Source organism: Bradyrhizobium manausense (genome assembly GCF_018129685.1).
In the GTDB taxonomy this organism is placed as follows: domain Bacteria; phylum Pseudomonadota; class Alphaproteobacteria; order Rhizobiales; family Xanthobacteraceae; genus Bradyrhizobium; species Bradyrhizobium manausense_D.
In genome coordinates this window covers 382,270-397,107 of the sequence record NZ_JAFCLG010000002.1, presented here as the reverse complement: position 1 = coordinate 397,107, position 14,838 = coordinate 382,270, and the positions used below count along the sequence as shown (strand labels likewise).

At 64.3% G+C, this 14,838-nt stretch carries 14 protein-coding genes and 1 pseudogene; 14 read left to right on the top strand and 1 reads right to left on the bottom strand.

Going from position 1 to position 14,838, the window contains the following annotated elements; genetic code table 11:
• Window positions 1-4: 4 nt before the first annotated feature.
• The 13 genes and pseudogenes from JQ621_RS09545 to JQ621_RS09485 all read left to right on the top strand — a co-directional run bounded on the left by JQ621_RS09545 (window position 5) and on the right by JQ621_RS09485 (window position 10,532).
• A complete protein-coding gene (locus JQ621_RS09545; RefSeq protein WP_212234174.1) occupies window positions 5-1,279 on the top strand; it encodes an aromatic ring-hydroxylating oxygenase subunit alpha in 1,275 nt (424 codons plus the stop codon).
• 3 nt (window positions 1,280-1,282) lie between these two features.
• Window positions 1,283-1,795: an aromatic-ring-hydroxylating dioxygenase subunit beta gene (locus tag JQ621_RS09540; protein ID WP_212234173.1), complete on the top strand. Its 513-nt coding sequence runs from the start codon at window positions 1,283-1,285 to the stop codon at window positions 1,793-1,795.
• Between the two features lie 75 nt (window positions 1,796-1,870).
• A complete protein-coding gene (locus JQ621_RS09535; protein WP_212234172.1) occupies window positions 1,871-2,635 on the top strand; it encodes an SDR family NAD(P)-dependent oxidoreductase in 765 nt (254 codons plus the stop codon).
• 8 nt (window positions 2,636-2,643) lie between these two features.
• Window positions 2,644-2,964 carry a non-heme iron oxygenase ferredoxin subunit gene (locus JQ621_RS09530; RefSeq protein WP_212234171.1) on the top strand — a complete coding sequence of 107 codons (321 nt, stop codon included), beginning with the start codon at window positions 2,644-2,646 and terminating at the stop codon, window positions 2,962-2,964.
• Window positions 2,961-3,671, top strand: coding sequence for a TetR/AcrR family transcriptional regulator (locus tag JQ621_RS09525; protein ID WP_212234170.1), 711 nt, complete (start codon window positions 2,961-2,963; stop codon window positions 3,669-3,671). Before JQ621_RS09530 ends, JQ621_RS09525 begins: the two co-directional genes overlap by 4 nt.
• 234 nt (window positions 3,672-3,905) lie before the next feature.
• A pseudogene (locus JQ621_RS35990) lies at window positions 3,906-4,460 on the top strand (ABC transporter substrate-binding protein); the annotation flags it as partial.
• Window positions 4,461-4,767: 307 nt separating this feature from the next.
• The gene (locus tag JQ621_RS09515) at window positions 4,768-5,379 is read left to right on the top strand and encodes an ATP-binding cassette domain-containing protein (protein WP_212234169.1); all 612 of its coding nucleotides are present in this window, start codon (window positions 4,768-4,770) and stop codon (window positions 5,377-5,379) included.
• A gap of 366 nt (window positions 5,380-5,745) precedes the next feature.
• A complete protein-coding gene (locus JQ621_RS09510; protein WP_212234168.1) occupies window positions 5,746-5,994 on the top strand; it encodes an ATP-binding cassette domain-containing protein in 249 nt (82 codons plus the stop codon).
• Window positions 5,995-6,022: 28 nt separating this feature from the next.
• A complete protein-coding gene (locus tag JQ621_RS09505; protein ID WP_212234167.1) occupies window positions 6,023-6,859 on the top strand; it encodes an alpha/beta fold hydrolase in 837 nt (278 codons plus the stop codon).
• 62 nt (window positions 6,860-6,921) lie between these two features.
• A complete protein-coding gene (locus tag JQ621_RS09500) occupies window positions 6,922-7,779 on the top strand; it encodes a VOC family protein (RefSeq protein WP_212234166.1) in 858 nt (285 codons plus the stop codon).
• A gap of 94 nt (window positions 7,780-7,873) precedes the next feature.
• A complete protein-coding gene (locus JQ621_RS09495; RefSeq protein ID WP_212234165.1) occupies window positions 7,874-8,728 on the top strand; it encodes a VOC family protein in 855 nt (284 codons plus the stop codon).
• A 66-nt stretch (window positions 8,729-8,794) separates the two neighbouring features.
• Window positions 8,795-9,448 (top strand): class II aldolase/adducin family protein, encoded by a 654-nt coding sequence (locus JQ621_RS09490; RefSeq protein ID WP_249125003.1) that lies wholly within the window; start codon window positions 8,795-8,797, stop codon window positions 9,446-9,448.
• A 232-nt stretch (window positions 9,449-9,680) separates the two neighbouring features.
• Entirely contained in the window at window positions 9,681-10,532 is an 852-nt protein-coding gene (locus tag JQ621_RS09485; RefSeq protein ID WP_249125001.1) for a site-specific integrase, read from the top strand.
• A 253-nt stretch (window positions 10,533-10,785) separates the two neighbouring features.
• On the opposite strand, the gene JQ621_RS09480 is transcribed toward JQ621_RS09485, so the two are convergent.
• Window positions 10,786-13,389: a LuxR C-terminal-related transcriptional regulator gene (locus JQ621_RS09480; protein ID WP_212234163.1), complete on the bottom strand. Its 2,604-nt coding sequence runs from the start codon at window positions 13,387-13,389 to the stop codon at window positions 10,786-10,788.
• Window positions 13,390-13,577: 188 nt separating this feature from the next.
• Here JQ621_RS09480 and JQ621_RS09475 point away from each other — a divergent pair, with 188 nt between their 5' ends.
• Entirely contained in the window at window positions 13,578-14,780 is a 1,203-nt protein-coding gene (locus JQ621_RS09475) for an alkane 1-monooxygenase (RefSeq protein WP_212234162.1), read from the top strand.
• Window positions 14,781-14,838 lie beyond the last annotated feature (58 nt).

The following is a 14,838-nucleotide window of genomic DNA, read 5'->3' as shown; positions in this document are numbered from 1 at the left end:
GATCATGAATGCCCGTGTGAAGGAGCCCCTGATCCTCATCGACGATCAGAAGAAGACGTTCAAGGTAGCGCGGAACAACTTCATCGATTCCGAGGTGCTGCAAGCCGAGCGGGATCGGATCTTCGGCAACTGCTGGCTCTATGTCGGCCACGGGTCCGAGCTCAACAAGCCGGGCGACTTCATGATGCGTGAGGTCGGCGGCCGCAGCATCCTGTTCGCCAAGGACCGCGAGGGTGTGGTGCGGGCGATGTACAACACCTGCCCCCATCGCGGCGCGCAGGTGTGCCGTGAGCGCTCGGGCAACGCCAAGTCGTTCCAGTGCTTCTATCACGGCTGGGTGTTCGGCCTTGACGGCAAGCTGCGCAGCCAGCCCGGCGAGGAGGCCTATCCGGAGGGCTTCAAGGACGATCCCAGCTCGAGTCTCAGCGTGGTGAAGCGGATGGAGTCCTATCGCGACCTCTACTTCATCTGTTTCGATGATGATGCGGTCTCGCTCGACACCTATCTCGGCAACGCCAAGGAATATCTTGATCTGATCTGCGACCAGGCGGAAGACGGCCTGGAGATCGTGCGCGGGGCGCAGGAATATGCGATCAACGCCAACTGGAAGCTTCTGACCGAGAACAGCATCGATGGCTACCACGCGGCCAGCACGCACGCGACCTACATGGACTACCTCAAGAGCACCGATGGCGGCCTCACCAGCGTCGCGCTCACCGGCTACGGCCGCGATCTCGGCAATGGCCACGCGGTGATCGAGTATGCTGCGCCATGGGGCCGGCCGGTGGCGCAGTGGATTCCGATGTGGGGTGAGACCGGCAAGAAGGAGATCGGCGAGATTCTCGCGCGCCTCGAAGCGAGGCACGGCAAGGAGCGGGCCGAGCGCATCGCCTACAAGAACCGTAACCTGCACATTTTCCCCAACCTCATCATCAACGACATCATGGCGCTGACTGTGCGGACCTACTTCCCCAAATCGGAAAGCGAGATGCAGGTCAACGCCTGGGCCGCTGCTCCACGGGGTGAGTCAGGATGGGCGCGCAAGTTCCGCCTGTTCAACTTCCTCGAGTTCCTGGGACCGGGTGGCTTCGCCACGCCTGACGACGTCGAAGCACTTGAGCATTGCCAACGCGGCTATCTCAACAGCCGCGAGGTGCGCTGGAACGACATCTCGAAGGGTATGAGCCAGGCTACCCCGGCGATGACCGACGAGGAGCAAATGCGCGCCTTCTGGAAGCAGTGGAATGCGCGCATGACCGGCATGCAGGCGGGGGCTTGAGCGATGAACGCGGAAACGATCGGCTTGGCCAGTAATGCCGTCTCGCGCGCCGAGGTGGAGGACTTCCTCTACTACGAGGCCGAGCTCCTCGACGCTTGGCGCCTGCCCGAATGGCTCCAACTTTTCACTGAGGACGCGACCTACGAGGTGCCGACCACAAATCTACCTGCGGATGCGTCCTCTGACGAGAACCTGTTCTACATCGCCGACGATAGGTTCCGGCTGGGCGAGCGCGTGAAGAGGCTGATGAAGCGGGCGGCGCATGCAGAGTTCCCGCATTCGAAGACGCGCCACATCGTGGCCAACGTGAGTCTGCGAGGCCGGGACGTCGGCAGGCTGGACATCAGCTGCTCCTTCGTCACCTACCGGACGAAGGACAGCGCGACGCACCTGTTCTTCGGCACGCTCCGGTACCAACTCGTGCAAGCGGAGGGGCAGTTGCGCATCCGCTGCAAGCGCGTCCTCCTGGACACAGACGGGCTGCGCCAGCAGGGGCGCCTCAGCATCATCCTCTGATCCGGCGCAGCCGGAGCGAGCATCAACAGATCGGCTTGCCGCTCTGGCAGGCGCGGCAACGGGAGTGGATCGGTTTTGCCTAAGGTACTTGAAGGACATATCGCGCTGGTCACAGGCGGCGGACGCGGCATCGGCCTCGTCATCGCCGACCGCCTCGTCGCCGACGGCGCCAGGGTCGTGCTGGCCAATCTGGACAGGACCGAGGCCGAGCAGGCGGCGCGCGACATCGCCGACCGGCACGGTTGCAACCTGCCGCCGGTGGTGGTCGGCGACCTGTCGCATGAGGATGTGGCCGCCGCTGCGGTGCGGCTGGCGGTCGATACCTACGACAAGCTCGATATCCTGGTCAACAATGCCGGGGGCGGCATTATCCGGCCGTTTCTCGAGCATACGCCAGAGACGCTGCGGGCGACGATCGACCGCAACCTGTGGACGGCGATCTGGTGCACTTGGCACGCACTCCCGGTGATGAAGCGGCAGCGATACGGCCGTGTGGTCAATGTTGGGGCTGATTCCGTCCGCTCGGGTCTATGGGACCATGCCGCCTACAATGCCGCCAAGGGCGGCGTCCACGCAATGGGCACGGGCCTGGCCCGCGAGTTCGCCCGCGACGGGATCACGGTCAACACGGTGGCGCCCTGCGCGACCAACACGCCTCAGATGGAGGAGATCGCTGCCCGCGATCCCGCCCTAGCGGCGCAGTTCACCTCCATCATTCCTCTCGGCCGTGCGGCGGAGATGACCGAGGTGGCCTCCATGGTCGCCTATCTCGCCTCGCCCGAGAGTAGCTTCGTCACCGGGCAGGTCATTAGCGTCAACGGCGGGAGCACAATGCTGTGAGGTTGGACATGATCGAACGGGTGGCGGTCTTCTCCGTCGACGAGGTCCCGGCCGGCGAAATCCGGGCGGCGACGCTGCCCAACGGAGAGACGATCGCCGTCTACAACGTCGACGGTGCCTTCTACGCTACCCAGGATCGGTGCACGCATGGCGAGGCTTCGTTGTCCGAGGACGGGACGCTCTGCGGCAAGTTCGTCGAGTGCTCCTGGCATTTCGGCACCTTCGACGTTACCAACGGTGAGCCTGGCCTGATGCCTTGCGAGATTGCCCTCAAGACCTACCCCGTCACCATCGCCGACGGAACGATCTACGTCGAGTACAACTCATGAGCGACACTCTCACCGACGACCGCCGCGGCGCCCGGTCCTCCCGGATCGAGCAGGCTGGCGCGCCGACCAGCCGGACGCAGGCGGAACGCAGCGACGCCACGCGCCGCAAGGTCATGGACGCGGCGCTGCAGGTGCTGCGCGAGCGCGGCTATGCCGGGTTCCGCACCGAGGCCGTCGCCATAGCCGCCGGCGTGTCGCGGGGCGCGATGCTCCATCACTTCCCCAAGAAGCGCGACCTGATCATCTCCGCCTATGAGTATCTCTACGAGCGGCTGGTGCGGACCAGCTTGGCGCGCGGGCGCGACATCTCGGAATTCGACGCCCTATTCGACGCGCTGATCGAGGACGCCCGGGAGTTCTTCCTGGGCGAGCACTTCCTCGCCGTAATCGACATCGTCGTTTCGGCGGCGAACGAGCCCGACATTCGCAAGGATGTTCTGGAGATATCCAGGAAGAACCGCCTTCCGGTCGAGGAGGCCTGGGCCGACCGCCTGTCCGCCTACCTGCCGCGGGAAATTGCCGAGGATATCGTCTTCATGACATTCAACCTGTTCCGCGGGTTCGCCACCCGCACCTTCCTCGACGACGACAGGCGGAAGTTCGACCACATCACGGCGCTCTGGAAAGAGATGGTGCGCGGCCACCTCGAGCTCGGCGGAACCCTGCCGAAGGACGGGCTCCTCCCTGCGGCGGGAGGCGCCTCCTGAGCCGTTCCGACACCGTCGCGCGGCGTTGAGCGCCGGCAGGTCAGCACAGTCCAACATGTACCAAGCAAAAATGAGGGAGAGAGACCAATCAGAATTCTGGCGCACTTGCCGCACTTTCGTTTATGACGGTCGCCCCGTCCATCGCGCTCGCCGTGGACCCCTACGTCATCGGCGTGAGCGCCGCCATGAGCGGTCCCGCCGCCGGCACCCACCTATGCGGGGCACGCCAAGGGCATGAAGATGTATGTCGACAGCCTCAACGCCAAGGGCGGCATCAGCAGCCGCCAGGTCCAGCTCGTGATCCTCGACGACCAGGGCCAGCCTGCTCGCGCCGCCTCGAACGTGCGGCGCCTCCTCAACCAGGATGGTGCCGTGCTGATTGTTAGCGCCAGCGTGTCGCCCATCATCGCCGAAGCGACGAGAGCCGGCGTGCCGGTGCCCTTCTTCGCGGGTTCGGTCTGCCCGACGGAGACCATGCCGCCTGCCACGCCGCTGCTGTTCTGTTCGACGGCGTTCTCCTCGGTCCATGACAGCATCGCGATGATGGACTTCATCCGCGACCAGTACGGTACCGATATCAAGATCGGCTTCGCGGCCATGGGTATCCCCATCTCGCGGGCCGGCGTCGAGAAGGCCAAGCGCATCGCCAAGGGCTTCGGCATAGCGACCGTTAGCACCGAGATCGCCCCGCCCGGAACGGTCGACTACACGGCCTACGCGACGAAGTTTCAGCAGGCCGGCGCGGATGTCATCTTTAGTTGGGCACCATGGTCGGTTGAGGTCGGCATGCACAACGCGCTGCGGAAGATCGGCTGGGATGGGCACTATGTCACCGCGCAACTCACCGAATCCGAGGAGGAACTCGCCACCTTCAAGGATACGAAGCTGATTGCCATCGGCGCGAACTCGATGCTGTTCGAGGGCCTGGCCGCCATCGGCGCCGCCTCATTCGTCAACTACGCCGCCTTCGGCGTCATCATGATCCTCTTCTTGGTCTACGAGCCGAATGGGCTGGTAGGGATCTGGAAGCGCGTCTTGCTGTCAGTACCCAGGCCGCTACCGACGGGGGCAGAAAGGCGGCGTGCGATGACCGGGCTTGAAGGTCGAAGGTCTCAAGGTCGTCTACCAGCGCTCGATCCTCCCCCTGGACGGCACCGACCTCGACGTGCCGAAGGGAACGGTCGTGCCGCTGCTCGGCGCCAATGGGGTCGGCAAGAGCACGACGCTGCGTGCCATCCCCGGATTCATGGGTGGCGACAGCGCCCGCATCACCGCGGGCTCGATCCGCTACGGCGGCGAGGAGCTGCGCCATCTGCGCCTGCCCGCCACCACCCGACGCGGCATCGGGTTGGTGCCGGAGCGCGACAAGGTCTTTCCCAACCTGACCGTCGAGGAGAACCTCTCCGTCGTGGTCTCGTCGGCACCGCGGGTGGAACTGCAGCGCATCGAGGAGGCCGTCTTCACCTACTTCCCGCGTATTGCTGGCCTGCGCAAGCGCGCCGCGGGACTGCTGTCGGGCAGCGCCGAAGCGCTGAAGAGCAACCCCCGGGTGCAGAGCTCTACCTGGGCAGCGGCGGCAACCGCGATACCTATTTGGAAGGCGCCATCCGTCGCAGGAAGGAGCGCGAGCATGCCCTGCGTTTCGGCGGCCTGGTGGTGCTCAACAAGGTCTCGCTCGGCGTCTCCGCGGGCGAGCTGCTGGCGCTGATCGGCCCCAACGCCTGCGGCAGCATCCTGTTCAACCGCGAGGAACTGGTCGGGCTGCGTCCCTACGAGGTCGCGCGACGGGGCGTCGCGCGCACCTTCCAGCACGCGGAGCTGTCCGGCCGCCTCACGGTGCGCGACAATCTCCTGGCCGCACGCCATTGCCTGATGACGATCGGCCCTCTCGCGCAGATGGTGCGCTCGCCGCGGGTGCGGTGCGAGGAACGGGAGCACCTCGAGGTGGTGGACCGGGCGCTGGAATTCGTCGACCTGGCGCGGCATCGCGACACCGTGGTCGGCGCCATGCCCTTCGGACTCCAGAAGCCCGTCGGCTTCGCGCGCGCTTGCCGCGGAGCCGAAATGCCTCCTCATGGACGAGCCATCCGCGGGCCTGACCCAGGAGGAGCGCGAGGACCTCGCGCACTTCATCGTCGGCATCAAGGACAGGCTCGGAATCCCGATGATCTGGATCGAACACGACATGCAGATGGTCGACGCCATCGCCAACCGCGTGCACGTGCTCGATTACAGCCGCTCGATCGGCGGCGGCGCGCCCAAGACGGTGCTCAGGGACGAGGGCGTCATCCGCGCCTATCTCAGCACGGCGCAGGTCGCCTAAGCATCACCACAATGGAAGGTTGCAGGAAATGAACGCTTTCCAGGATCCGGAAATCGGCAAGTCCGTGGTCGCCGCGGGACTTCAGACAAACTATCTCGAGGAAGGCGAAGGCTTCCCGGCCATCCTGCTGCACGGCTCCGGACCGGGCGTGACCAGCTATGCCAACTGGCGCTTCACGCTGCCGGTGCTGGCGGGGAAGTTCCGCGCGATCGCCCCTGATGCTGCGGGCTTCGGCTATACCGAGCGCGGGGCCGATGCGGACTACACTCTCGATTTCTGGGTCGGCCACATCGTCGGCTTCATGGACGCGCTCAGCATCGAGAAGGCCCATTTCGTCGGCAACTCCTTCGGCGGCGCACTGACGCTGGCGATCGCCGCGCGCTATCCCGAGCGGGTCGACCGCCTCGTGCTGATGGGCGCCGCCGGCGTCCGCTTCGAGCTGACCGACGCCCTCGACGTGGTATGGGGCTACGAGCCGTCGGTTGACAACATGCGCCGGATCATGGACCGGTTCGCCTACAATCAGGCGCTGATCAACGAGGATCTCATCGAGGCGCGCTACAGGGCGAGCATCCGGCCCGGCTACCACGAATCCTATTCCCGGATGTTCCCGGCGCCGCGCCAGCGCCACGTGGAGCGGCTCGCCACGCCGGACGAGGCCGTGCGGGCGTTACCGCACCGGGCCCTGATCGTGCACGGCCGCGACGACCAAGTGATCCCGCTGAGCAATAGTCTGCACATGCACGACCTTATCGAGAGGTCGGAGCTGCACGTGTTCGGGCAGTGCGGCCACTGGACCCAGATCGAGAAGAAGGACCGCTTCAACCGGCTGGTCCTCGACTTCCTTCTCGCAGAGCCGGCCTGAAGGCCGGCCGGCGAGTGACGTGCCCGTCACTCTTGCGGGCCGAGACTGAACAGGACGAGCGAATGCTTGAGCAACTAAGATATGTGCGCCTGCCGACCGCCGCGCTGGCCAAGGCCTCGGACTTCGCGACCGGGATGATCGGCCTCGAACTCACCGAGAAGGGCGAAGACTTTGCGCGGTTCCGCTCCGACGACAAGGCCTATGCACTGGAATACGACGCGTCCGGCCGGACGTCGGACCCCGTCGTCGGGCTCGAGGTGCGCAGCGAGCGGCAGCTCGCCGAGGCAGCTCAGAGGCTGGCGGCGATGGGTCTGACCGTGGAGGAGGTGCCGGCTGAGCTCGGCATGCACCGCCGTTTCAAAGCCGGCATCGCTTTTGCCGACTTCAGCGGCAACCGCTTCGAGATCGTGATCCGCCACCAGGACAAGGCACCGCGCTATTTCCCGAGCCGCGACGCAGGAATCCTCGGACTGTCCGACACCGCCCTGCGCAGCACCGACATCGACCGCGACTGCGCGATCTGGACGGAGATTTTCGGCGCCGAGATCCGCGATTTCGTCGGTCGCTCCATCTATCTCGGCTTCGACGACCGCCATCACCGGCTTTCGCTGCACCCTTCCGGCAGGGGAGGGCTGTTGCAGATCTCGTTCGAGGTCGAGGACCTTAACAACATCATGCAGAACTATTATTTCCTCACCAACCATCAGGTGCGCATCCTGCACGGCCCGGGCAAGCTGCCATGCAGCGGCGAAGTCTTTGTCACCTTCGAGGGTCCCGAACTCGTGGCCTTCCGCTACGGACTGGGCATGCAGACGGTGCAGCGCGGCACCCGGCCGCGCCAGTTTAGCGACGCGCCTGAATCCTACTGCAATTGGGGATCGCAGTCGCTGATCCCCGAACTGTCGGGAGGCGCGATGTGAGCAGCCTCCCCGAACAATGGCGGCGGTGCGCGGCAGCCCTGGCCGGCATGCGGCCGGACCACAACGTCGTTCCCGAACAGGAAAGGACACCGAGATGATTGAGCTTCTGGATGTCTGCTACACGCGGCTCGGCACGAACGACTTGGAACTCTGCCGCGACTTCGCCACCAGGATCCTCGGTCTGCAAGTGACGGGCGCGAGTCGCAACGACCTGTACCTGCGCTCCGACGACCGGGCGCACACGCTCTACTACCATGACGGCGACCCGGCCGACCATGTCATCGGCTTTGAGGTCCGCGACAGCGCCGCGCTCGATGCAGCCGGCGCCACGCTGGAAGGGCTTGGCCATGCGGTCTGGCGCGGCACGCGTTCCGAATGTGAGTCGCGGCACGTCGCCGACTTCATCGTCTTCGAGGATCCGAACGGCACCGCGGTCGAGCTGGCCGTCCGTCCCGAAGTGGCCGGCCGCAGGCACTTTCCCTCGCGCGACGCGGGCATCACCGGGTTCAGCCACGTCGGCATCTTCAGTAAGGACGCGGTGCGCGACGAGCATTTCTGGACACAAGTCTGCAACGCGCGCGTCAGCGACCGGATCGGAGACGTGCCGCTCCTGCGCGTCAACGAGATCCATCACACGATGGCGCTCATTCCCGCACCGCGCTCCGGCATTCAGCACATCAACCACCAGGTGGAGAGCACCGACGATATCATGCGCTCCCACAGCCTGCTGCTGCAACACAACGTGCCGATCGTCTTCGGTCCCGGGCGGCACCCGACCTCATCGGCCCGATTCCTCTATTTCAAAGGCCCCAACGGCATGGTGTTCGAATATTCGGTCGGCGTGAAGCATATCGACGAGGAAACCTATCGCGAGCGCCAGTTCGGCTTCGAGCCGTTCAGCCTGTGCATGTGGGGCGGGCGCTCGCGGCTGCCCGGCCTCGAGAACTGAAGCCGGTGTCGGAAACGCGGAGGCCCTATGGACGCCTTAGAGGATACGCAGAGAACAGTCCGCGTCATGGCTCGCGCTCTGGCGCGCGCTGGGCTGAGCGGCGCCTATGGCCACTGCTCCATGCGGTTGGACGGGGACCGCTTCCTGGTCTGCGCGGCGCGGCCCATGGGCTTGGTCCGGTCGGGGGAACCCGGTACGGTCGTGCCGGTCTCCGGGCCGCTGCCGCAGGGAGTCCTAAGCGAGGTCCGGCTGCACCAGCAGATATATCGCCGGCGTTCCGAGATGCAGGCCGTCTGCCGGTTTCTTTCGCCCAGCGTGCTCGCGCTGGCCGCTATGGGCCGGACGGTGCGGGCGCGGAACGGCTTCGGATCCTATTTCCACCCCCAGGTGCCGTTCTGGGGCGATCCGCGGCTCGTGCGTTCCGACAACCTTGCGGAAGGGGTGATCGGGCTTATGGGAAAGGCGCCTGCTGTGATCGTGAACGTGAACGGCGCCGTGGTGGCCGCCGAGACGCCGGCGCGCGCGCTCACCCTGGCGTGGAACTTGGAGGAGGCAGCCCGGATAGAGCTGGCCGTGCTGGCGAGCGGCCTCGAAGCAAGCGCGCCGGTCTTCTCCGAGGAATCGGCACGGGCGCGCGCTGTCTGGGAGGGCGCCATAGCCGAGCGGATGTGGGACTTCCTGACCCACGGCGATCCCGAGGCATCCGATGCGAACGCCTAGCTAGTCGACCGTGAAATATTCTGAAAGCTGCCTGAGCGGTAAGGGAAATCCGGCGATTTTCGGCAATTGGATTTGCCGGAAATTGGGGCTTCGGCATCGATTTTCTTGCAAATTCGAGTTTGGGATTGAACGAAGCCGCTAACGCGGCGTGAACGACGAGGTCGCGTGAAGGGCCTCCTGCCTGAGAGGATGTGGGTGTTGCAGCCCACCCCCCAGACAGGAGGTTTCCCAGATGGCCACGATGAGCCCTTTGCGCCGTCGCATGATCGAGGACATGACGGTCCGCAATTTATCGCCGGCGACACAGCGATCCTACATCAGTGCGGTTTCGAAGTTCAGCCGCTATTTCGGCCGATCGCCTGACCGGTTAGAGCTGGAAGACGTCCGCGCCTTCCAGGTGCATCTGGTCTCGACCGGCATCTCATGGCCGGCGCTGAACCAGATCGTCTGTGCGCTACGGTTTTTCTACGGCGTTACGCTCGGCGAGGCGCTCATCCCCGAGCGCATTCCCTATGCGCGAGAACCCCGCAAGCTACCGGTCGTGCTGAGCGCCGACGAAGTGGTGCAGTTCCTCGAGGCCGTGTCGAGCCTGAAGAGCCGCGCCGCGCTCACCACCGCCTATGCGGCCGGGCTCAGGGCCTCCGAGGTCGCGGGATTGCGGGTCGAGGACATCGACAGCGCCCGCGGTGTCATCCAGGTGCGCCACGGCAAAGGCGCGAAGGATCGCAACGTGATGCTGTCGCCCCAACTGCTTGGCATCCTGCGCACCTACTGGCGGCTCGCCCGGCCGCGGCTTTATCTGTTCCCTGGGCGTGACGAAGATCACCCGATCGATCCGACCGTGTTGCACGCCGCCTGCCGCTCGGCGGTGAAGGCTGCGGGCCTGACCAAGCGCGTCACGCTGCACACGCTACGCCACAGCTTCGCAACGCATCTTCTCGAGAACGGAACCGACATGAGGTGCAGCCGGCGAGCGCTTCCTTCAGGCCCCGCGCATCGGAAAGGCTGCGCAGATAGCAGACGCCGTTCAGGCCGGCCCCCGCGCAGTGCGCTGGATCCGGTTGCCAGGATCAGCGCCTCATAGGGATACGCCCTGCCTCCCTGGTGACGACTCTGCTGCGGGCGCGGTCGATCTCGACAACCTTGGCGCCGGTCTCGAGCTGGATTCGGTTCTGTTCGAAGAACGGCTCCGGCTTCAGCCGGGTCGCCGCGCCCCGGCGGCAAGAAATGCCTTTGAAAGTGGTGGCCGCTGATAGGGCACCACAGTTTCCGCGCTCAGCAGCTCTCCTCCATTAGCGCATCCGTTTCTGTTCCGGCCAAAGTCCCGAAATACCCCATCAGATCAGATTGCGACGCTCGGCCTCGCTGATGGCCTGCACGCGGTTGCGCGCTTTCAGGTCGGCGAAAATCTTGCGCATGTGCCATTTCACCGTGTCTTCGCTGACCAGGAGCTGGTCGGCGATCCGCTTGTTCGAGAGTCCATCGCGGGCAAGTCGCAGGACGCTGATCTGCCGGACGGACAGCGTGGTAAGCTCGGGGGGGAGCGAGGGCTGCTCAGTCCTTGGCCTTGGCCTGGCGATCCCGTCGAAATCGAACGTGACAAAGGCATCGGCGGATGCCGGGGTCAGGGCCAGCAACAGATCCCGCGTGTCTAGCCCAGTCCGATAGCTTCCCAACTGCTTGATGAGTTCGAAGGCATTGACCGCCTTTCGTCGTGCGGGTGTCAGCGCTCCGGCGGCGGCATGGGCCGCGGCTTCGCACATCAGCGCGCGCACTTCCAATCGACCAGCGCCGATCGACCGGGCGATCTTGGCAGCCGCCTCGGCATTGCGGCGGGCGAGGCTGTGCTGCCCCTTGGGGATGGCTTCCATCGCGCGCAACAGCGATATTTGAGCACGCATGGGTCTTGCATGGGGCCCGGACAGGACCTCACCAGAGTCCCTCGGCAGCAGGTGCTCGATGTCCCGCGCACCGCTGAACAGGGCCAGTTCGGCAAGTTCCAACTCGATCAACACTCCCAGTCGCGGCAATGCCCTTTCCGCCGCAAGGGCGCGTACCCGTTCCAGTAATGCCGCAGCGCCCTTGAGATTGCCATTGGCCCGATGCCAGGTCGCGATGACGCGGCTGACCCCGTAGAACACGTCGGTAACGCCGTAGTTGGCGACAAAGTCAAGCAACCCGGCGACGGAGTGCTCGGCGATATCAAGCCGCCTTTGTTCGAACAGCACCTCAAGTTCCAGGGCGATCAGCATCTTTGACGAGAAGGATGTGCGCGTCACCTGAACGTCGCTGTCATTGCGGGCGGTATCGATAAGCTGCAGCGTGGCGCGCATGTCGCCCCGGGCGAGTGCTGCCTGGATCTCGGCGGCATAAAGCCAGCCAAAAGCATAGCGCTGGCGAGCGGCGCTGTTGACCGAATGGGCCATGACCAGGATCTGCTTCAGTTCGTCAAACCGGTATTCACTGGCCAGCATGAAGGCCAGACAGGTGAGCGCCGCACCCTTACCGACGGAATTATCGTCGCCGAAGTTACGGATCCAGTCGTTGCACAGCCGCTCGCTCAATTGCAATTCGTCATGGGTCGCAGCACCGATCGCGCGGACCAGTTGCAGCCAGCCGCGGTCAGGATGCGCGCCGGACGGCGTGCGCGGGGCGGGCAGATAGCCCAGCAGCCTTTCGGCCTTGTCGGCCTGCTGGCTGAAATACATGGTCCAGGCGTAGCTGAGGCAGATGATCGGATGCTTGCGCAACTCGCGGGTTGGGAACCGGCCAAGCCATTCGCGCAACGCCTCGATCTCGCCTTGGCGCAGGGCGAGATCGAGCATGATGTCCTCGCTCAGTCCCAGCGCCCAGCGGTGGTCGCCCGCCCGCAGCGCAAGGTTTACCGCCCTCTGGAACTCGCGCCTCCGCCAGTGCCAGAAGGCCGCGCGTTTCAGGACATAGGATTTTCGCTCGGCACTGCGCGCCAAAAACCGATGCTGAAGGTAGTCGCGTAGAACCGGGTGCAACGAGAATAGCGTCGGGCCGCTTTCGGCGGGGCGAAACAGCAAATGATCGAGGTCGATCTCCTCGATCAGCGCGGCGGCGTTGGTGGACTTGTAGGCGTAATTGTAGCTTTCCGCCGAAATCGGGTCGATCATCGCTGCGTTTTCAACGAACTCAAGCTGCTGGCGCGACAGGCGCCTCTCGATCTCCTCGTGGAGGAAGGTTACCGTTTCAGGCCAGTTTGCCGCGGGCCGGACCGGCAATTCGGTCCGGCACATGATGTGGCAGAGCGCGGGCCAGCCCTGCGTCTCCGCGATCATCTGCTGCGCCGTTACGTTGGGGACCGGGTGCACCTTCAAGAACGCTTCGGCATCATCCAAGGTAAAGGCCAGATCGCGGGCATAGACCTCCCGCACTCCGCTTTCGAGCCCAAGCCGGGCAAAACCGCGCCGGGTATCCCCGGCGATAGCGAATCGGACATTCGGCGGACTTTCCAGCGCGAAGGTTTCCAGTGCGTGCAGCAGAGCGGGTGCGTGTTCGATGTCGTCGATGCAGATTACCTTGGCCGGCCGCTCAGCGCCGAATTCTTCCCATAGCGTGGACACCAACTCGGCCAGATCCGCCGGGACCGCCCGGTTTTCGCGGGGCGCTGCGTCGAGCAGTTGGCTGCAGATGGCCTCTGCCAGCGCGCCTTCCGTTCCGCATCCGTCGCGCAAAGACACCCAGGCCGCGTTGTTTCCAGCCGCCCTGAAGGCCAACCAGTTCTGCGCCAGAACGACTGATTTTCCATAACCCTGCGTTGCGCGCAGGATCAGTGTCCGGAGCTCCGGTTGGCCTGAAAACGTAAATCTGGGCCGCGCGATACAGCCCTTGGCGATCGTCTCCAGACGCGCGGAAATGCGGGCGGCAAGCAGCCGTCCCGAATGTATCGGGTCGTCGCTGGTATCCATGGTCATCGACGTCTCAAAGCACGCACGAATGAGCGTAGGATACTCGTTTGGAACACAAGAACTACACCTAAGTGTAGTTGTGGATCCTGACGCAATGATCTCCGCTTGCTCGGTCGCCCGCTCGGGAACCGGGAAGGGCGTACTGGTGTCACCTGCCGCGCGATGAATGGTGGGGTCAAGGGAGGATATGCCGAATGATCAATACGCCAGAACAATCCGCTTCAACCGTGGGGTACGTTGACCACAAGCGCTATCTTTGGATGCTGTCCACCTTGTGGCCCGCAACGCCGATGATCGGGCTCTGGCTAGTGGCGCAGACCGGTTGGAGCATCTGGTACGCCCTGGTCCTGATCATCTGGTACGGGATGGTGCCGCTTCTGGACGCGATGTTCGGCGAGGATTTCAACAACCCGCCGGAAGAGGCCGTCGAGATGCTCGAGAAGGACCGATACTATCGCGTTCTAACCTATCTGACCGTGCCGATCCATTATGCAGCCCTTCTGGTGTCGGCCTGGTGGGTCAGTACCCATGCGATGTCTTGGCTCGAAATCATTACCTTGGCGCTCTCGCTGGGAATCGTGAACGGCCTCGCGCTGAACACCGGGCATGAGCTCGGGCACAAGAAGGAGACTTTCGACCGCTGGTTGGCCAAGCTGGTGCTTGCGGTTGCGGGTTACGGTCATTTCTTCATCGAGCACAACAAGGGCCATCACCGCGACGTTGCCACCCCGATGGATCCCGCGACCTCACGAATGGGCGAAAGTATCTACCAATTCTCCACCCGCGAGATCCCCGGTGCCTTCCGCCGCGCCTGGGCACTCGAGGAAGAGCGTCTGTCGCGCCGGGGCAAAAGCGTTTGGAGCCTGGAGAACGAGATTTTGCAGCCGATGCTGATCACCTTCGCGCTCTATGCGGGCCTGCTGGCCTTTTTCGGCCCCCTGATGCTGGTCTTCCTTCCGATCCAGATGGCGTTCGGGTGGTGGCAGCTGACTAGCGCCAACTACATCGAGCATTATGGCCTGCTGCGTGAGAAGCTGCCCAATGGCCGCTACGAGCACCAGAAACCGCACCACTCGTGGAACTCGAACCACATCGTGTCGAACCTGATCCTGTTCCATTTGCAGCGCCATTCGGATCACCACGCGCATCCGACGCGGTCCTACCAATCGCTGCGCGACTTCAAGGATCTGCCGACGCTGCCCTCGGGCTATCCGGGCATGTTCTTCATCGCGCTGATCCCGGGCTGGTTCAGGTCGGCTATGGACTCGCGCGTGGTAGATTGGGCCCATGGCGATCTGAGCAAGATTCAGATCGAGGATGGCAAGCAAGCGTTTTACGAACGCAAGTTTGGCACGGTCGGCACCGACGCTAAGCCCGGCCTGGTTGCTGCCGAGTGAAGCGCCATCTTCCGCGCCGCTCTGGCTTGCCGAGCGGCATGGACACCCGACACCACAG